The sequence below is a fragment of the Nonomuraea roseoviolacea subsp. carminata genome, from assembly GCF_024172185.1.
Taxonomy (GTDB): Bacteria; Actinomycetota; Actinomycetes; order Streptosporangiales; family Streptosporangiaceae; genus Nonomuraea; species Nonomuraea roseoviolacea.
On record NZ_JAMZEC010000001.1, the window covers coordinates 756788 to 775203 of the forward strand.

At 73.7% G+C, this 18416-nt stretch carries 18 protein-coding genes; 8 read left to right on the forward strand and 10 right to left on the reverse strand.

Annotated elements, in window-relative coordinates; translation table 11 throughout:
• Position 1 precedes the first annotated feature (1 nt).
• Positions 2-607, forward strand: coding sequence for a response regulator transcription factor (locus HD595_RS03485; RefSeq protein ID WP_175599548.1), 606 nt, complete (start codon positions 2-4; stop codon positions 605-607).
• Positions 608-776: 169 nt separating this feature from the next.
• On the opposite strand, the gene npdG is transcribed toward HD595_RS03485, so the two are convergent.
• Together npdG and HD595_RS03495 are read right to left on the reverse strand one after the other, a co-directional pair.
• Positions 777-1436 (reverse strand): NADPH-dependent F420 reductase, encoded by a 660-nt coding sequence (gene npdG / locus HD595_RS03490; protein ID WP_253765531.1) that lies wholly within the window; start codon positions 1434-1436, stop codon positions 777-779.
• Between the two features lie 237 nt (positions 1437-1673).
• Positions 1674-2864 carry a lipase family protein gene (locus tag HD595_RS03495; protein ID WP_253765532.1) on the reverse strand — a complete coding sequence of 397 codons (1191 nt, stop codon included), beginning with the start codon at positions 2862-2864 and terminating at the stop codon, positions 1674-1676.
• 173 nt (positions 2865-3037) lie between these two features.
• Here HD595_RS03495 and HD595_RS03500 point away from each other — a divergent pair, with 173 nt between their 5' ends.
• On the forward strand, positions 3038-3616 hold the full coding sequence (locus HD595_RS03500) for a hypothetical protein (protein WP_253765533.1): 579 nt from the start codon (positions 3038-3040) through the stop codon (positions 3614-3616).
• A gap of 85 nt (positions 3617-3701) precedes the next feature.
• Here HD595_RS03500 and HD595_RS03505 read toward each other — a convergent pair whose 3' ends face one another.
• The gene (locus tag HD595_RS03505; RefSeq protein ID WP_253765534.1) at positions 3702-4643 is read right to left on the reverse strand and encodes a LysR family transcriptional regulator; all 942 of its coding nucleotides are present in this window, start codon (positions 4641-4643) and stop codon (positions 3702-3704) included.
• A 73-nt stretch (positions 4644-4716) separates the two neighbouring features.
• Here HD595_RS03505 and HD595_RS03510 point away from each other — a divergent pair, with 73 nt between their 5' ends.
• Entirely contained in the window at positions 4717-4968 is a 252-nt protein-coding gene (locus HD595_RS03510) for a CBU_0592 family membrane protein (RefSeq protein WP_253765535.1), read from the forward strand.
• Positions 4965-5615, forward strand: a complete 651-nt coding sequence (locus tag HD595_RS03515) for a cyclase family protein (RefSeq protein WP_253765536.1) — start codon at positions 4965-4967, stop codon at positions 5613-5615. Before HD595_RS03510 ends, HD595_RS03515 begins: the two co-directional genes overlap by 4 nt.
• 7 nt (positions 5616-5622) lie before the next feature.
• On the opposite strand, the gene HD595_RS03520 is transcribed toward HD595_RS03515, so the two are convergent.
• A complete protein-coding gene (locus HD595_RS03520; RefSeq protein ID WP_253765537.1) occupies positions 5623-5799 on the reverse strand; it encodes a hypothetical protein in 177 nt (58 codons plus the stop codon).
• A gap of 32 nt (positions 5800-5831) precedes the next feature.
• Between HD595_RS03520 and map the strand changes: the two genes are divergently transcribed.
• Positions 5832-6680: a type I methionyl aminopeptidase gene (gene map / locus HD595_RS03525; protein WP_175588962.1), complete on the forward strand. Its 849-nt coding sequence runs from the start codon at positions 5832-5834 to the stop codon at positions 6678-6680.
• A gap of 15 nt (positions 6681-6695) precedes the next feature.
• Here map and HD595_RS03530 read toward each other — a convergent pair whose 3' ends face one another.
• The 5 genes from HD595_RS03530 to HD595_RS03550 all read right to left on the reverse strand — a co-directional run bounded on the left by HD595_RS03530 (position 6696) and on the right by HD595_RS03550 (position 13207).
• The gene (locus HD595_RS03530) at positions 6696-7085 is read right to left on the reverse strand and encodes a sensor histidine kinase (protein WP_253765538.1); all 390 of its coding nucleotides are present in this window, start codon (positions 7083-7085) and stop codon (positions 6696-6698) included.
• A 225-nt stretch (positions 7086-7310) separates the two neighbouring features.
• Entirely contained in the window at positions 7311-9305 is a 1995-nt protein-coding gene (locus tag HD595_RS03535) for a bifunctional copper resistance protein CopD/cytochrome c oxidase assembly protein (protein WP_253765539.1), read from the reverse strand.
• Positions 9302-9922 (reverse strand): copper resistance CopC family protein, encoded by a 621-nt coding sequence (locus HD595_RS03540; RefSeq protein ID WP_253765540.1) that lies wholly within the window; start codon positions 9920-9922, stop codon positions 9302-9304. Before HD595_RS03540 ends, HD595_RS03535 begins: the two co-directional genes overlap by 4 nt.
• A gap of 44 nt (positions 9923-9966) precedes the next feature.
• Positions 9967-11250 (reverse strand): helix-turn-helix domain-containing protein, encoded by a 1284-nt coding sequence (locus HD595_RS03545; protein ID WP_253765541.1) that lies wholly within the window; start codon positions 11248-11250, stop codon positions 9967-9969.
• 283 nt (positions 11251-11533) lie between these two features.
• Positions 11534-13207: a helix-turn-helix domain-containing protein gene (locus tag HD595_RS03550; protein WP_253765542.1), complete on the reverse strand. Its 1674-nt coding sequence runs from the start codon at positions 13205-13207 to the stop codon at positions 11534-11536.
• 93 nt (positions 13208-13300) lie between these two features.
• Here HD595_RS03550 and HD595_RS03555 point away from each other — a divergent pair, with 93 nt between their 5' ends.
• The 3 genes from HD595_RS03555 (at position 13301) to HD595_RS03565 (ending at position 17290) form a co-directional block, all read left to right on the forward strand.
• Complete coding sequence (locus HD595_RS03555; RefSeq protein ID WP_253765543.1) at positions 13301-15496, forward strand: xanthine dehydrogenase family protein molybdopterin-binding subunit; 2196 nt, start codon at positions 13301-13303, stop codon at positions 15494-15496.
• A 62-nt stretch (positions 15497-15558) separates the two neighbouring features.
• Positions 15559-15792, forward strand: coding sequence for an EF-hand domain-containing protein (locus HD595_RS03560; RefSeq protein WP_175588969.1), 234 nt, complete (start codon positions 15559-15561; stop codon positions 15790-15792).
• 112 nt (positions 15793-15904) lie between these two features.
• Complete coding sequence (locus tag HD595_RS03565) at positions 15905-17290, forward strand: NCS2 family permease (protein ID WP_253765544.1); 1386 nt, start codon at positions 15905-15907, stop codon at positions 17288-17290.
• On the opposite strand, the gene HD595_RS03570 is transcribed toward HD595_RS03565, so the two are convergent.
• Entirely contained in the window at positions 17287-18258 is a 972-nt protein-coding gene (locus HD595_RS03570; protein ID WP_253765545.1) for an excalibur calcium-binding domain-containing protein, read from the reverse strand. The genes HD595_RS03565 and HD595_RS03570 overlap by 4 nt on opposite strands.
• Between the last annotated feature and the right edge of the window lie 158 nt (positions 18259-18416).

Sequence of the window (18416 nt, forward strand, 5' to 3'; positions counted from 1 at the left end):
CGTGATCCGGGTCCTGCTCGCGGAGGACATGCACATGATCCGCGCCGCCCTCACGGCCCTGCTGCGGCTGGAGCCGGACATCGAGGTGGCGGGCGAGGTGACGAGGGGCGACGAGATCGTCCCGGCGGCGCTGCGGCTCCGTCCCGACGTGGCGATCGTCGACATCGACCTGCCCGTCCTCGACGGCATCACCGCGGCCGCGTCCCTGCGCTCCGAGCTGCCCTCGTGCCGGATCCTCGTGCTGACGGCGCTCGGCCGGCCGGGTCAGGTGCGGCGGGCGCTGGAGGCGGGCATCCAGGCGTTCCTGGTGAAGGACGCGCCGGGCGAACGGCTCGCCGACGCGGTGCGCAGGACGGCCGCCGGCCTGCGGGTGCTGGACCCGGAGCTGGTGGCCTCGGCCCTGCAGTACGGCGAGAGCCCCCTGACGCCCCGGGAGACGACCGTCCTGCGGGAGGCGGCCCGGGGGTCCTCGGCCGAGGACATCTCGGCCCGCCTCCACCTGTCCGCCGGCACCGTACGCAACTACCTGACCAGCGCCATCACCAAGACCGGCGCCCGCAACAAGATCGACGCCATCCGCATCGCGGAGGACGCCGGCTGGCTGTGACCGGCCCCGCCGCGACGGCGCGGCACCGGTCACACACCGCCCCGCCAGGACGGTACACAGGGCCGGTCACACCGCCCCGCCAGGACGGCGGCTGGTCACACGCCGTCCCGACAGGACGGCACGCGGGGCTGATCACACGCCGCCTCGCCCCGGCAGGGACGCGAGCCGGTCACACGTCGGTGATGCGGATCCCGGCGTGGGCCTTGTAGCGGCGGTTGACCGAGATGATGTTCGCGGTCAGCGCCTCGACCTGGTGGGCGTTGCGCAGCCGCCCCCCGTACACCCCGCGCACCCCCGGGATCACCCCGGCCAGCGCCTGGACGAGGTCGGTGGCCTCCCTGTCGTCGCCGAGGACGAGCACGTCCAGGTCGACCTTCTCCACGGCCGGGTCCAGCAGCACGACGGCGGAGACGTGGTGGAACGCCGCCACGACGCGGCTGCCGGGCAGCACGGCGGCGGCCTGCTGCGCGGCGCTTCCCTCCTCCACGGGCAGCGCGTAGGCGCCCTGTTTGTCGAAGCCGAGCGGGTTGACGCAGTCGACCACGATCTTGCCGGCCAGCTCGTCGCGCAGCGACTCCAGCAGCGCCCGGTGCCCGTCGTACGGCACGGCCACGATCACGATGTCGGCCTCGGCGGCGACGGCGGCGTTGGCCGCGCCCCGCACGGGCCCGGCCTCGCCGAGGGAGGCGGCGGCCTCCTGGGCGCGCTCGGCGCTCCGGGAGCCGATCAGCACCTCGTGCCCCGCCAGCGCGAACCGCCGCGCCAGCCCCTTGCCCTGGTCGCCCGTGCCACCGAGGATGCCGATGGACAATCCGCTCACGTCAGTCATACCCCCGATCATGCCAGCCCGCCGGGGAGGGCCCCGCGCGACCCCGTCCCGACGCGGCAGCCCCCGGCGGCACCGGCGGAGCGACAGGGACGAGACTCGCCGGGCCGCTGAGGGCGGGACGGAGAGGGTCTCCGCCGCAGGCGGGCGCAACGAAGACGGTCACCGCCGCAGGCGGGCGCAACGGCGACGGGCCCGGCCGCTGAAGGGCGGCCGGGCCCGGGCGTTCCGGATGGCCGGTCAGCAGTTGCCGATCGCGGGCAGGCCGAGCACCCGCAGCGCCAGCCACTCGATCGCCAGCGGCCCTCCTTCGACCGCCCCGAGGACGTGGGAGCCGGCCGGCAGCGAGGTCCAGCGCACGTTGGCGCCGGCCCGGCAGTACTCCGAGCGCAGCGTCGCGCCCACGGCCTGCGGGATGATCTCGTCGCCCTGCGCGTGGTAGAGGAACACCGGCACCTTGGGCGGCGTGGCGCCGAGCCGGTTCTCGGCCAGGCGGACCCGCCACTTGGGCAGGTCGAGCAGGTCCACCGGGCTCAGGTCGGAGAAGCGCAGCCCGGCCAGCTTGTCCTCCAGCTCGCCCACGCAGTCGTCGGCCGCGTCGCCCAGCAGGGCCTTGCCGCGGTCGTTGAGGTCGGCCTCCAGGTCCAGCTCGGGGTAGGCGGCGTCGAGGCCGACGCCGGCCGCCGCGGCGAGGCCGAAGTTCTTGTCGCCGTCCAGGTGGGCGGCCACGGCCCGCAGGTCGGCCGGCACGCCGCCGGCCGCCACGCCCTTGAGCCGCAGCTCGGGGGCGTACGACGGCTGGAGCTGCCCGGCCCACCCGGCGGACGCGCCGCCCTGCGAGTAGCCCATGACGGCGACGGGGGCGCGGTCCGACAGGTTGGCGCCGGGGACCCGGGTCGCGGCCCTGATCGAGTCGAGCACGGCGTGGCCCTGGGAGACGCCCACCATGTACGTGTGCTGTCCCGGGGTGCCCAGGCCCTCGTAGTCGGTGATCGCGACCGCGAACCCCTTGAGCAGGAACAGGCTCACCAGCGCCAGCTCGGCCTCGCCGCCCCGGCTCATGCTGGCGGAGGGGGCGCACTGGTCGCCGAGACCGTGGGTGCCGGTGGCGTAGCCGATGACGGGCCGCCTGCCCAGGGGGTAGGCGGCTTTGGGCACGAGCAGGGTGCCGGACACGGTGGTGGGCTGCCCGGTGGCGGAGGTGGAGCGGTAGAGCAGGTGCCAGGCGTCGACCGGGACCTCCAGCAGCTTGCCCGGCAGGAGGTAGACGGTGGTCGGCTCGGCCGAGACCACGTCGCCGGGGGCCTGCGCGGCTGCTCCGGAGACGCGGGCCGACGCCGCGCGCGCCGGTGACGCGGCCGTCGTCGCGGCCAGGAGTGACGCGATCACTAACAGGACGATGGACATGCTGACGCGGACACGTAGGGTCATGTGCCGCCCTCTCCGTGGGGGGATCGGTTGGGGCCGGCGGCGCCGCGAGCCGATCGTTACCCGGCGGTAACCACCTGTCAAGGCCCGAAATGACATGGACACTCCACCGATGTCAGACGGGCATGGCGGCGAAACGGGCCGACGAAGCGGCGGCGGTCATGCACTATGGGGCGATGGACTCTGGTTCGGTGGACTTCCTCCGCGAGCTCCTCGCCGAGACCGGATGGGTCGAGCGCACCCGCGAGCTCGGGCTCGCGCTGCGGGCGACCCGCTCTCCCGGGGGCCTGCTCCTCGTGGGCACACCCGAGGAGGAGCCGTGGCATCTGACCGCCCACCTCGCCGACGAGGCGCGGCTGTCGGGTCTGCCGCAGCTCGCCCCCACCCTCGTGCGCTGGTCGCCGCCGCCCGGGGCGCCCGCGCACCTGCGGGTCGGCCTCGACCGCGTGCGCCGGGCGGGCCGGGGCGAGACGCTGTTCGTGGTGGCCGAGGGGCAGGCCCCGGTGCCGCTGCTGGAGCGGGTGGACGACGCCCGCCGCGTCGGGGCGACCATCCTGGCCCTGGAGGGGGCGCACCCGGAGGTGGCGGGGCTCGCGCACGACGCGATCGCCGTGCCGGCCGGCGGGCCGGTCTCGTTCGACGGCGCCCAGCACCTGGTGAGCGCCGCCGCGGGCGAGATCCCCCGCAACGTGGGGCTGCGCGAGCGGCTGGCCCGCCTGCTGGAGAAGGTCACCGGCCCGCAGGTCACCGACTGACGCCACGCCGTGCACGCCGCGGACGCCGTACAGACCGCGCGGGCGGACGCCCTGCCGACCGCGACGGCGCAGGCGGCACGGCGCCTCAGGCCGGCTGGAGGTGACCCTTCAGGCTGCCTTCGAGGGCGGCCGTGGCGTCCTCGATCGCGCCGATCACGACCGCCTGCACGGGGTCCGGCTCCCCCGACCGGGTACGGCTGACCCGGGTCACCGCGTCGAGCCGGCGCGCGCCCACGTCCCGCAGCTCGCTCACCCGCACCTCGCCCTCCGGCACGTCGAGCAGCGCCAGCGTGGGCACGATCGCCACCCCGTGCCCGGCCGCGACCAGCGCCAGCGCCGGGCCGAACTCCGTGATGACGTGGACCTTGCGCGGCTCGAAGCCGTGCAGCCCGGCCAGCCGGTCCAGCGCCTGGCCGCACGCCTGGTCGGGCTCGCCCGCCACCCAGGGCATGTCGGCCAGGTCCGCCATGGAGCGCGGCGGGTTCGGCCAGTCGGGCGGCACGACGATGCGGTACTCGTCGACGTACAGGGCGCGGGTGGCCAGCGACGGCTGCGACAGCACCGGCAGGCTCATGTCCTGCTCGGTGATCAGCACGTCCACTGCGCCCAGCCGCAGCTCCTGGAGCGCGGGCTGGCCGTACACCTCGTGGATGACCGGCGTGATGCGGGGATGGCGGGCCGCCAGGTCGCGCAGGGCGGGCACCAGCATGTGCTTGATCACGGTGGGGAACGCGGCGATGCGCACGGGCCCCGCCAGCCGCTCGGTGAACCGCGTGAGCTCCCGCCGGGCCTCGGCCAGCTCCTCCTCGACGCGCTCGGCGTACCCGGCGAGCACCCGGCCCGCCGGGGTGAGGGAGACGCGCCGCTGGGAGCGGTCGATGAGGGCCAGGCCCACCTCGCGTTCGAGCTGGGCGAGCTGCTGGGAGACCGCGGAGGGCGTCAGGAACAGGGCCTCGGCCGCGCGCATGACCCCGCCGCGGCGGGCCACCTCGTGCAGGACACGGAGGCGCCGGGGGTCGATGTCCATACAGGAAAGCTTACTTGCGGCTGTAGCAACCTTTAATTGCACTTTATGACTAGAAATTCGGACAATGGGCGGCATGGACCTGCTCTTCGAGGTGGCCGGCTGGCTGGGCGCCGGTCTCCTCCTGCTCGGCTACGGCCTCGTCACCGCCGGCCGGCTGCCCGCGGGCGGCGTCGCCTACCAGGTCGTCAACCTCGCCGGCTCGCTCGCCCTCATGGCCAACAGCGCGCGCAACGACGCCTGGCCGTCGGCCGGCCTCAACCTCGTGTGGGCCGTGATCGGCGCGGTCGCGCTGGTCCGGCTGGTACGGATCGGAGTGTCCGCGTGATCGTCGAGCTGAGCCACCCCATCGTCGAGGGCATGGTCACCTATCCGGGCGTGCCGGGCCCCGTGCTCGGCACGCACCTCAGCCGGGAGGACTCACGGGAGGTGTACGCGCCGGGCACCGAGTTCCACATCGGGACGATCACGCTGGCCGCCAACACCGGCACGTACCTCGACACGCCCCACCACCGCTACGACGGCGGGCCGGACCTGTCGCAGGTGCCGCTGAGCAGCCTGGCCGACCTGCCCGGGATCGTGGTGCGGGCCGCCGGCGCGACGGACCGCGAGATCCGCCTGGACCCCGATCTCGACGTGCGCGGCAAGGCCGTGCTCGTGCACACCGGCTGGGACCGGTACTTCGGCACGGACGCCTACTTCCACGGGCACCCCTACCTGGCGCCCGAGTCGGCGCGGCGGCTCGCCGAACGGGGCGCGGCCCTGGTCGGCATCGACTCGCTCAACATGGACGACACCCCGCCGCGCGGCGAGCGGCCCGCGCACACCGTGCTGCTCGCGGCCGGGATCCCGCTGGTGGAGCACCTCACGGGGCTGGCGGCGCTGCCCGACGAGGGCTTCCGGTTCCACGCCGCGCCGCCGATGGTGGCGGGCATGGGCACCTTCCCCGTACGGGCCTACGCCGTCGTCCCCTGAGCAGGAGTCATTCCTCGTCGGCGTCGGCCTCGTCCCACGCCTTGTTGCGCTCCGCCGCGCGCTGCAGGGCGCCGGCGGCCTCCTGCTCGCTCGCGTACGGACCCATCCGGTCCTTGTTGGGGCAACCCTGCTCGGGCTCGACCCGCATGTGCTTGAGACAGAACCACCACTGGCCATCGCTCACGGGGGCTATTCTGCCCCGTAGACTCGTCTTTCATGACGACACTGCTCCAGCCCGGGCGAGTTTCGCCCATGCGAAAGGTCCCCGCGCACATCGAGCGGCCGGAGTACGTCGGAAAGAAGCGCCCGAAGACCGGCGAGGCCGACGTCAAGACCCCGGAGACCATCGAGCGGATGCGGGTGGCGGGGCGGATCGCCGCGCAGGCGCTCGAGGAGGTCGGCAGGAACGTCCGGCCGGGCGTCACCACCGACGAGCTCGACCGGATCGGCCACGAGTTCCTGCTCGACCACGGCGCCTACCCGAGCACGCTGGGCTACAAGGGCTACCCCAAGTCGCTGTGCACCTCGATCAACGAGGTCATCTGCCACGGCATCCCCGACGACACCGTCCTGCGCGACGGCGACATCGTCAACGTCGACATCACCGCCTACATCGGCGGCGTCCACGGCGACACCGACGCCACCTACCTGGTGGGCGAGGTCGACGAGGAGTCGCGGCTGCTGGTGGAGCGCACCCGCGAGGCGACGATGCGCGCCATCAAGGCGGTCGCGCCGGGCCGGCAGCTCAACGTGGTGGGCCGGGTCATCGAGGCGTACGCCAAGCGGTTCGGCTACGGTGTGGTGCGCGACTTCACCGGTCACGGCATCGGCACGACGTTCCACTCCGGGCTGATGGTGCCCCACTACGACGACCCGTCGCTGCGCGTGGAGCTGGTGCCGGGCATGACGTTCACCATCGAGCCGATGCTGACGCTGGGCACGATCGACTACGACATCTGGCCCGACGGCTGGACCGCGGTGACCAAGGACCGCAAGCGCACGGCGCAGTTCGAGCACACGATCGTGGTCACCGAGACCGGCAGCGAGATCCTCACCACCCCGTAGCCGCCCGGCGGCCGGTCAGCCGCGCCTGGGCACCGCCGCGGTGACGGTGGTGCCCTCGCCCTTCACGCTGCTCACCGACAGGGTGCCGCCGACCTCGGCGACGGCCGCCCGCATCCGCGCGATGCCCCGCCCGGCCTTCTCCGCGGGGAAGCCGCGGCCGTGGTCGCTGACAGTCATGCGCAGCCCGTCGCGGCCCGCGGTGACGGCCACCGACACGACCTTGGCGCCGCTGTGCCGCTCGACGTTGGCCAGCGCCTCGTTCAGCGTCTCCAGGACCGCCTGGCCGACCGGGGCGGGCACGTCGGTGGCGGGAAGGGCCCAGATCTCCACGCGGACGCCGCTGCGCTCGGACCACTGCGCCAGCCGGCTCTCGAGCGTCTCGGCGAGGCTCCGCCCCCCACGCATACGCGTATCTTCCACCTCTGCTCGCCTTCCCGGGGCATCCCGGACTCCTGGCCGGACCCCACACCGGCGTCGCGCACCGGGTGACGCGGCCCCCCTCAAGGCCCCGCGCACCCCTGCGGGAAGGTGATGCCCACCTCCCCGTAGGGCAAGGCTACCTGGCGGGTGGGAGACGTACGGCTTGAGGATAGATTGCCCTGCCGATCCGGCTACGCGCACCCGCCCGGGTCAGTCGGCGCGGTCGGCCTGGCCGGCCTTGCCCGCCTTGTTGAGCCGCGCCAGGTAGGCGTTGTAGGCGTCGAGCTCGGGGTCGCCCCCGCCGCGGTCGGCCCGCCGGTCGGCGCGGCGGCCCTTGCGGTCCTCGTCCTGGTACCACTGCACGGCGATGGCCAGCAGCACGATGAGCGTCGGGATCTCGCCGAAGCCCCACGCGATCGCGCCGCCGTCGCGCTGCTCGTCGATGAGCGGCCCGCCCCAGACGCGGCCGAGCTGCTCGTAGTAGTCGGACGCGATGACGGCGCCGGTCATCATCAGCGCGACGCCGAAGAACGCGTGGAAGGGCATCGTGACGAACAGCGTCAGCAGCCGGCCCACGTACGGCAGCCGGTGCGGGGCCGGGTCGACGCCGATGATGACCCAGAAGAACAGCGACCCGGTGATCAGGAAGTGCAGGGTCATCCAGATGTGCCCGAGGTGCTCCTCCATGGCCGAGGTGAACAGCGGCGTGAAGTACAGCGCGTACGTCGAGGCGATGAACAGGGCGGTGGCGATGCCCGGATGGCCGACGACCCGCACGAAGCGGCTGTGCAGGATCGTGGTCAGCCACTCGCGCGGCCCCCGGTCGCCGCGCCGGACGGCCGGCTTGAGCGCGCGCAGGGCGAGCGTGACCGGCGCGCCGAGCACGAGGAAGATCGGCACGATCATGGACAGGGTCATGTGCTCGATCATGTGCACGTCGAACATGATCTTGGAGTAGCGGGCCACGCCGCTCTGCGTCGCGACGACGAGGATCGCCACGCCCAGGAACCAGGCGGCGGTGCGGCCCCACGGCCAGGCGTCGCCCCGGCACAGCAGCCTCACCACGCCGGCGGCGTACAGGCCGGCGAGGAGGGCGGCCACGAGGGCGAAGAACAGGTCGAGCCACCACAGCGTCGCCAGGTTGGCCAGCGAGATCGGCGGCGGCACCGGGAAGCCGAGCAGCTCGAAGGCCCGGTCGGCGGGCAGGCTGACCTCGGGCGGGCGGGTGCGCGACAGGGCGACGGCCAGGCCGACGGTGGCGGCCATGAGCAGCGCCTCGCCGCCCGCGAGCCGGGTGAAGGCGCGCGGGCGGTCCGCGGCGAGCGCGGCGAGCGTGCGCTGCCGGTGCCACCAGCCGACGTAGCCCAGCAGCACGAACGCGACGATCTTGGCCACCACGAGCACGCCGTACGACGACGTCCACAGGTCGGACACGGCGGAGAGCCGGGCCACGACGCTGAACACCCCGGACACGCCGACGCCGACGTAGCACCACAGCGCCATCCGCGAGAAGCGGGCGGCGGCCACGTCGAGCCGCGGCTCGCGCCGGACGGCGTGGACGGCCAGGACGACGAGGCCGCCCACCCACAGGGCCAGCGCCAGCAGGTGCAGCGACAGGGCGGAGGTGGCCAGGCCGTGGTTGGGCGAGGAGGAGGCGTGTCCCGTGAGCGCCGGCGGCAGCATGGTGACCAGCGCGAACACCAGCAGCCCGGCCGCCGCGCCGGCCGTGATGGCCCCGCGCGAGAACAGCGAGATGGCCACCGAGAACAGGATGACCAGGGTCAGCGCGATGCCCTGGCTGGTCTGGGTGGCGTAGGAGCTGAGGTAGTTGGCGGTGGTGATCGCCTGCGGCAGGGGCTGCCCCCACGAGTCGGACACCTCGAAGACGAGGGTGAGGAACGCGCTGCCGGCCCAGGTCAGGGCGGCCCAGGAGGCGGCCCGGACGTAGCCGGTGGCGCTCGCGCCCAGCATGCCCTTGTCGTTGGGCAGCAGCGCGGTGGCCGCGAGGAGCAGGCCCACGGTCAGCACGCCGGCGGCGTCCATCGCCAGCTTGGCCAGCGGCAGCCCCCAGCGGGTGACCACCCCGGCGTCGGGCAGGCCGGCGATGATCCGCGGGAAGGCCGCGCCCCCGGCGATCATGGCGATCACCAGGACGGCGACCGCCGCCGCGGCCGCCGCGAGCGCGAGACGCGCGGCTCTGGTCACGGCCGCTTCTTGCGCATGCTGATGAGGAAGCCGACGCCGATGCCCGCCAGGGCGCCGACGACGACCACCAGCCAGACGGGGAAGGTGGCCGAGGAGCCGCCGGCCTCCTGGGTCGCGGCCGCCGGGGCGGAGGAGCCGGCCGGGGCGGCGGACGGCGCCGGCGACTGCGTGGCGGCCGGCTGGGCGGCGGCCGTCTCGGAGGTCTGCGCGGCGGGCGTCTCGGTGGCGGGGCTCTGCGTCTCGGCCTTCGGGGCGCCCTTGACGGTGAAGGGGATCTCGCCCTCGATCGGGTGGCCGTCGGAGGAGACCACGCGGTAGGCGATCGTGTACGTGCCGTCGGGCAGGGTGTCCTTGAGCGCCTGGCGCACCACCGGGCCGTCGGTCTCGGCCGAGCCGGCCTGGTGCTGGGCGCCGTCGGCCCCGCGGACGATCACGAACGGCATCCGTACGCTGGCGCTGAACTCCAGCTTCACCTTCTCGACGGTCTTGACCGTGGAGCCCTTGGCCGGGTCGCTGCTCTTGAGCGAGTCGTGCGCCAGCGCGGGCCCGGCGGCGGTGCCGAGCAGGAACAGGGCGGCGAGGAACGCGGTGACTGCCGCGATCAGGGGTCTTTTCATGGCAATCCCAGGCTACCGACGTCGCCGCCCGGTCCCTACTTCGGTCACAGACCGGCGCAGGCGAGGGCGCGCTGGTACGCGGCGACGCTTCCCTCGATGTCGCCGAGCAGCTCCATGCTCTCGGCCGCGGCGTACCATTTGCCGGCGACCCGGCGCGAGTCGGGAAGCGGCGAGAGCCAGTCGCTGACGGCGCGCAGCTCCTCCCGCGCCTCCGACAGCCGGCCCAGGCCGCCGTAGGCGCGGCTGAGCATCAGGTGGGCCTCCGCCTCCAGCGCCCGCGCGGTCTTCGGCATCAGCTCGACCCCGGCGCGGCCGTGCTGGACGGCCCGCTCGAAATCGCCCGCCACGAGCTCGGTGCGCGCCAGCTCGACCTGGGCGTTGGCGCGGTCGAACGTGCTCGCCGAGGTCTGCGTCAGCTCCTCATCGGCCCGCGCCAGCGTGGCGCGCACCTCCTCGACGGCTTCGGGGTGGAAGCGCAGCTTCTCGACGGCGTAGGCCACGCGGGCCCGGGCGAGGTTGCGCGGCTGCCCGTTCTCCGACTGGATCGCCAGGGCCCGCTCCAGGAAGGCCAGGGACTCCTCGCCATGGCCGGTGCTCTGAGCCACGAGGGCGGCGTTCCAGCACGCCGCGACGATCGCCCTGGGCGAGCCCAGCATGTCGGCGGCGTTGAGCAGCTCCGCCGCGAACTGGCGGGCGCGCAGCAGGTCGCCGCTGTAGAGATAGGCGATCAGCAGGGTCGCGCCCAGCTCGACCAGCCCGTCGGTCCAGGTCGGACGGGGCGAGACGCTGAGAAGCGCCTCACCCACCTTGATGGCGTCGCTGAGGCGGTCGCTCAGCCGGTAGCAGCGGCACAGGGCGACGGCGATGCTGATCTGCCGCTCGGGGGCGATCTCCTCGGCCTGCAGCCGGCGCAGCGTGGCGATCGCCTCCCCGAGCTCTCCGCACGCCTCCAGGGCCAGCGCCAGCCCGTATTCGGTGTCTTGACGCAGAGATGTCAGACCTGCGAGGTTATGGTTCGCCAGGAGTTCGGCGAACCTCGTACGGGCCTCGACGACCTCGCCGTTCTCGAGAGCCAGCCTCGCGTACCCGAGGGCGAGCTCGATCTCCTCCATCTGCTCCGCGGTCACGCCATTGAGCAGGTAGGAGAGCGAGCAGTCCAGCTTCTGGGCCAGGAGCTCCAGCACGGCCGGGGTCGGGGTACGCTTGCCACTCTCGATCAAGGAGACGTAGCTGTCCGACAACTCGGGGTGGGCGAGCTGCGCCTGTGACAGGCCACGCTGCCGCCTCACCGTCTTGATGCGAAGTCCGACCAGGTCAGATGTGGTCACAGCTATCGCTCCCTGAGATGATGACGTCCGAACAACCTAGAGGCGAGGGAGAACCCCCATGCGCGCGCGCATTGCCCTGTCCGTACTTTCCGCTTTGGTCACGGCTTTTGTCGTGGTCGGAGGCAATGCTACGGCCGATGCGGCCGTTTCGTCTCCATCGGATTCGAGCGCGACATCAGTGAACTTCGAGACTCCCGCGTGCTGCTGACCCTCGGCGCCCCCGGCTGCTGATCCTGTGTCCGGCACCGCACCGGACACAGGTCTCGCTCACCGGCCTTCCGGCTCAGCCCGCACACAGCGCCAGGAAGAAGTCGACCCGGTCGGCCATCGACGACAGGTCGCGGCCGGTGAGCTCCTCCACCCTCCCGATGCGGTAGCGCACGGTGTTGACGTGCACGTGCAGCCGCTCCCCGCAGGCGTTCCACGAGCCGGCGCAGTCGAGGAACGTGGCGAGCGTCCGCACCAGCTCCGACTGATGCCGGCGGTCGTAAGCGACGATCGGCCCGAGCAGCCGGTGCGCGAACGAGCGCCGTACGTCCCCGGGCACCGTGGCCAGCAGCAGCGCGTGCGTGTAGATCTCGTCGCTGGTCACGACGCCGCCCGAGCGGGCCTCCGCCAGCCGCCTGGCGTGACCGGCCTCCTCGATGCCGCCCCGCAGGGCCGCGGCCCCGGTCAGCTCGCCGCTGAGCCCGACGCGCAGCCGCCCGTCGGGCAGCGCCGCCAGCACCTCCGCTCCCCGCCGCAGCCGCTCGGCCAGCTCCCCGACGCTCGCGCCGGCCAGCGGCACCACCGCCACCGCGCCGTCCAGCCCCGCCACCGCCCCCGCCCGGTCCGGCGGCGTCGCCGCCGCGGCGCGCTCCAGGGGCGTCGCCGCCGCCGCGCGGTCCGGCCCCGTCACCGTCGCCGCGCGGTCCGGCCCCGTCACCGCCGCCGCGCCGTCCGTGCCCACCGCCGCCACGACCTCGCGACCCAGCAGCTCCTCCAGCGCCAGCCCGCCGAGCGTCGCGGGGCCGGGGCCGCTCCCGGGGGCGTCGCCGTGCCGGGTCCGCCGGGGCAGGGTGGCGCTGACCACCGCGTACGGCTCGCCGTCGCCGATGCCGCAGGTGCGCAGCCGGGCGGCGACGACGGCCGGGTCGGGCTCGGTGAGGGCGGCCGCGACGAGCTGCCCGGCCAGCCGCCGCTCGACCCGGCGGCCCTCCTCCGTCCGGTTGCGTTCGAGCGTGACGCAGGCGGCCAGCTCGTGACCCAGGTCGGTCCGCTCCATCAGGTCGCCGTCGCAGGCGAGGACCCAGCCCGCCGCCCGCCGGCCGTGGCCGGTCCCGCCCGGCCCCACGGCGAACAGCGTGTGAGCGCCGGAGCGGCAGGGCAGCGCGGGCGCGGTGAGGTAGGCGCGGGCCAGACCCACCGGGTCGTCCGCGTGCCCGGCGACCACCTGGCCGCAGGCGGAGACGACGGCACCGGTGACGCCCAGCTCGGCGGCGGTGAGCGCGAACAGCTCGGTCAGCCCGGCGCCCTCGGCGACGGCGGCGACGAGCCTGCGGTGGCGGCCGAGCGCGTCGCGGGCGTCGCGGGCGTCGCGCGCGTCCCGGAGCTCCCCGGCCGGGCGGGAGGCCGCCAGCTCGGCGAGCGCGCCGAACGACACCTCCGTGGGCACCTCCAGCAGCGGCAGGCCCGCCTCGGCGCAGGCCGCGACCAGGTCACCGGGGACATGGCCGAGCCGGGCCAGACCGGCGCCGAGCGCCGCCACCCCGGCCCGCGCGAGCGCCGCGACGAAGGGCGCCGAGTCGGCGGGTCCGTGCCGCCACATGAGCCCGGTCAGCACCAGCTCGCCGCCCGACAGGTAGCGGCCGGGGTCGGGCAGGTCGGTGATGTGGACGCCGCGGAACTCGGTGTCCGGGTCGCCCGTGAGCAGCCCGAGCCGCAGCCTCCCCACCGCCAGCAGCTCACTGATGCGCACTTGGAGGAATATACAAGTCCGCAGGTCGAGTGCGGACCCGGATTTCACTCGCCGCGCATTGGAGGGCTGCGGCGGCGGTGCTCTACTCGAAGGATGACCGAGACCAGCACCGGGACCCGCGCCGCGGCGTGGGGCGTCGGCGCGAGCGCTCCGCGCCCCGACGCGACGCTCAAGGTGACGGGCGAGTTCGCCTACGCCTCCGACCTGTGGCTCGACGGCATGGTGTGGGGCGTGACGCTGCGCAGCCCGCACCCGTCGGCGTGGATCCGCTCGATCGACCTCGGTCCGGCCCTCGCGATGCCCGGGGTGCTCGCCGCGCTCACCCACGAGGACGTGCCCGGCGAGAAGTTCTACGGTCTCGACGTCAAGGACCAGCCGGTGCTGGCCGTCGACCAGGTGCGTTACCAGGGCGAGCCGGTCGCGCTGGTGGCCGCCGACCATCCCGAGACGGCGCGGCGGGCCGCGGCGGCGATCGTCGTGGACTACGAGGTGCGGCCGGCGGTGACGGACCCGCGCGAGTCGCGTGACGTCGTGCGCCACCAGCCGGTGCGGGTGGGCGACACCTTCGAGGCGGAGGTGGTGGTCACCGGCGAGTACGAGGTCGGCATGCAGGACCAGGCGTTCCTCGGCCCGGAGTCGGGGCTCGCGGTGCCGGCCGAGGACGGCGGCGTCGACCTGTACATCGCCACGCAGTGGCTGCACGTGGACCGCGACCAGCTCGCCCCCTGCCTGGGCCTGCCGCCGGAGAAGGTGCGGCTGACGCTGTCAGGAGTGGGCGGCGCGTTCGGGGCCCGCGAGGACCTGTCCATGCAGGTCCACGCCTGCATGCTGGCGCTGCGGCTGGACCGTCCTGTCAAGATCGTGTACGGGCGGGAGGAGTCGTTCTTCGGCCACGTCCACCGGCATCCGGCCCGCATGCGCTACGAGCACGGCGCCACCCGCGACGGCCGGCTCGTCTACGTCAAGGCCGACATCCTGCTCGACGGCGGCGCCTACTGCTCCTCCTCCCCCGCCGTCGTGGGCAACGCCGCCTCGCTGGGGGTCGGGCCGTACGAGGTGCCCAACGTGCGGATCGACGCGACCGGCGTCTACACCAACAACCCACCGTGCGGGGCGATGCGCGGGTTCGGCGCCGTGCAGGCGTGCTACGCGTACGAGTCGCAGATGGACCGGCTGGCCGAGGCGTGCGGGCTGTCGCCGGTGGAGATCCGCGTGCGCAACGCGATCTCCCAGGGCTCGTCGCTCATCACCGGCCAGGTGATCGACTCGCCGGCGCCGCTGGCCGCGATGCTGCGCGAGCTGGAGGCGATGCCCATGCCGATGGAGCGTTCCGGCTCGGACCTGCGGGGGCTGCCGGGCGGGGTGTCGCAGACCACCCACGGCGAGTCGGTACGGCGGGGCGTCGGCTACGGCGTCGGCATCAAGAACATCTGCTTCTCCGAGGGCTTCGACGACTACTCCACGGCCCGGGTGCGGGCCGAGCTGGTCGGCGGCGAGCCGCACGTGACCGTGCACACCGCGGCGGCCGAGGTCGGCCAGGGCCTGGTGACGATCCAGGCGCAGATCGCGCGCACCGAGCTGGGCGTCGAGCACGTGACCGTGGCGACGGCCGACACCACCGTGGGCTCGGCGGGGTCGTCGTCGGCCTCGCGCCAGTCGTACGTGACGGGCGGCGCGGTCAAGGCCGCCTGCGAGGCCGTACGGGCCCGCTTCGAGGGGCTGCCGGCGCGCGAGGCGCTGGAGAAGTTCGGGCCCGTCGAGGAGACGCGCGAGTACCGGCACCGCCCGACGTACCCGATGCACCCCGAGACAGGGCAGGGCGACTCGCACACGCAGCTAGCGCTGTGCGTCCACCGAGCCGTGGTGGACGTGGACGTGGAGCTGGGCCTGGTCAAGGTGGTGGAGCTGGCGGCCGTGCAGGACGTCGGCCGGATCCTCAACCCTTCGGCGCTGGAGGGGCAGATCCACGGCGGCTCGGCGCAGGGCCTCGGGCTGGCGCTGATGGAGGAGATCCAGGTGCGCGACGGCCGGGTGCTGAACCCGTCGTTCACCGACTACCTGATCCCCACGATCCTCGACATGCCGCCCATGCGGCTGCGCGTCCTGGAGAACCCGGACCCGGCGGCGCCGTACGGGCTGCGCGGCGCGGGCGAGCCGCCGACGCTGTCGTCCACGCCCGCCATCGCGGCGGCGGTGCGGGCGGCGACGGGACGCGAGTTGACGCGTGTTCCCATCAGACCCGAAGATATCGCCTTGTTCTGGGACCGGTCCGATGACGCGGTCCGCTGAAGGGCCCGGACCTGCGGCGATCACTCGCCGCGCCGGCCGGGCCCGCGACGGGGAGGTATGCGATGGCTGACGCGCGCGAAGCGGCCAAGGCGGAGTTCGAGCGGTTCGACGCCGACGGCGACGGCCTGCTGACGGCGGCCGAGATCCGGCAGGTCAACCAGGCGCTGGGCGGCCAGGGCGTCACCGACGAGGAGGTCGAGGCGTTCATCGCGGCGGCCGACAGCGACGGCGACGGCCGGATCGGGCTGGAGGAGTTCGTCGCCCTGGTGGGCGGCGGCAGGCACGAGAAGGCCTGACCACCGCGGGTGGCGGCCGCGACGACCATCGTGGGCGGCGGCCGCCGCGAGAAGGCATGATCGCCTCTCTCGCCGGGTAGGGCACCGGCAGTCCCCCTGACCGCGAGGGGGGATGTCCGTGCTCGACAGGGTCTTCGAGCTGAAGGCGCGGGAGACGACCGTCGCGCGCGAGGTGCGCGGCGGGATCACGACCTTCATGGCGATGGCCTACATCGTCCTGCTCAACCCGATCATCCTGGCCGGCGCCCATGACGTGACCGGCGCGCGGCTCACGATCGCCCAGCTCACCACCGCCACCGCGCTGGCGGCGGCGGTCAGCACGCTGCTGATGGCGTTCGTGGGCAACGCGCCGTTCGGGCTGGCGGCCGGTCTCGGGCTGAACGCGGTGGTGGCCTACCAGGCCGCCCCGTACATGACCTGGGCGCAGGCCATGGGGCTGGTCGTGCTCGAAGGGGTGGTCATCATCGTGCTGGCCGTCACGGGCCTGCGCACGATCATCATGAACGCCATCCCGCTCGCCCTCAAGCACGCGATCAGCGTCGGGATCGGGATGTTCATCGCGCTGATCGGGCTGGTCGACGCGGGGTTCGTGACCCGCGGGTCGGGGACGCCGGTGCAGCTCGGCTCGACCGGCCACCTCACGGGCTGGCCGGTCACGCTGTTCTCCTTCGGCCTGCTGCTGATGATCGTCCTGTACGTGCGACGGCTGCCGGGGGCGATCCTCATCAGCATCATCGTCACCGCGGTCCTGGCCGTGATCGTGGACGCGACGGCCCGCGTGGACCCCCGCTCGTGGGGCGTGGTGCAGCCGCGCGTGCCCGAGCGGCTGGTCGCGCCACCCGACTTCGGGCTGGTGGGCCAGGTGGACGTGTTCGGCGGCTTCGCCCGGGCGGGGGTGCTGACGGCATCCGTGGTGCTCTTCACGCTGGTGCTGTCGGGCTTCTTCGACGCGATGGGCACGATCATCGGCGTCGCCGACGAGGCCGGGCTGGTGGACGAGCAGGGCCGCGTGCCGAGGCTGGGGCGGATCCTCACGGTCGACGGGGTCGCCGGCGTGATCGGCGGGGCGACCAGCGCGTCGGCCAACACGGTGTTCGTCGAGTCGGCGGCCGGCGTGGGCGACGGCGCGCGGACCGGCCTGGCCGCCGTCGTGACCGGCGCGCTGATGGGGCTCACCCTGCTGTTCACACCGCTCGCGGGAGTGGTGCCCGCCGCGGCGGCGGCCCCGGCGCTGGTGCTGGTCGGGGCGCTGATGATGACGCAGAGCCGGAACGTGCCGTGGGAGGACCTGGAGCTGGCCATCCCGGCGTTCCTGACGATCGCGATGATGCCGTTCACGTACTCGATCACGAACGGGGTGGGCGCGGGCGTCGTCTCGTACACGCTGATCAAGGCGGCGCGGGGGAAGTTCGCGCAGATCCCGTGGCTGCTGTGGGTGGTGTCGGTGATCTTCCTGGCGTACTACGCGATCGACGCCCTGGAGGGGTGGGCCGGCTAGCGGATGTCGGCGCTGTTGCAGGCGACGCCGTTGCCGTCCACGTCGGTGTACCAGGTGTACTCCTCGTGGCGGCCCCTGGTGTAGGGGCCGAAGCCGGCGGCCACGGCCTCCTTGCAGCTGGCGAACTTCCGGTCGGGGGTGCGCCGGCCGCCGGTCGCGGTGTTCGTGCCGCCGGGGGTGGTGGCGGGACCGGTGGCGGGGCCGGTGGTGGGATGGGTCGCGAACGGGTCGGTGACGCCGGTGCCCGGGGTGCTCCGGGTGCCCGGGTTCGTGGCGCCGGGGTCCGTGACGCCCGGGTTGGTGGCGGCCGGGTTCGTGGCGGCAGGGTCGGTCGCGCCGGGCGTCGGCCGGCCCGCTCCCGGCTGGTCCGTGCCCGGCTGGCCGGTCGCGGGCGGGCCGCCGAGCAGGCGGGCGACCAGGGCCTCGGCCTCCTGCCTGGTGTAGCCGGCGATGCTCAGGCTGTCGCCGTTCATGGTCTGCGTGACGACGGGCGCGGCGACGACCGTGCGGGGCAGCAGCACGACGGCGATCTGCCGCTCGGTGGCCGCCATCTCGTCGATGAGCTCGACCACCTTGTCCTTGAACTTCGGCGCGATCGCCACGCGCACGGAGTAGGTGCCGTCCTTCTCGCGCACGGGCTCGATCCGCTGCACGGCCTCCACCGTGACGCCGTCCTCCAGGAGGTAGCAGGTGGTCTGCCGGTCGTCGAGGGCGGCCTCGGCGCCGGGGCACGGCGCGGGCTTCTGCTCGCGGATCGGGGCGAAGTGGATGGGCGTGCGCAGCCGCTGGGGCGGGACGCCGCCGAGCAGCGGCGCGTCGGGGCTGCGCGTCATGAGGACGGCCACGGTGCCGAGCACGCCCGCGATCACCACGACCAGGACGAGCGAGACGATCAACACGATGGTGGTGAGCCGGCTGGCCTGCGGCTCCCCCGGGACCGCTGGTGGCGGTTCCTCCGGCTTGTCCATCCTTGGCGACCCCATCCCTGACGTACGGGCTGCCGGTGAGCTTAGCGAGGAGGAGCGGCACCCAGGTAATCAGAGCGAGATTCCCTACGTTGTCCTGGGATAAGGCGGCTTTTCGAGGAATAAGGAGGAGATGGCGGCGATTCTGTCCGGCTGACGAA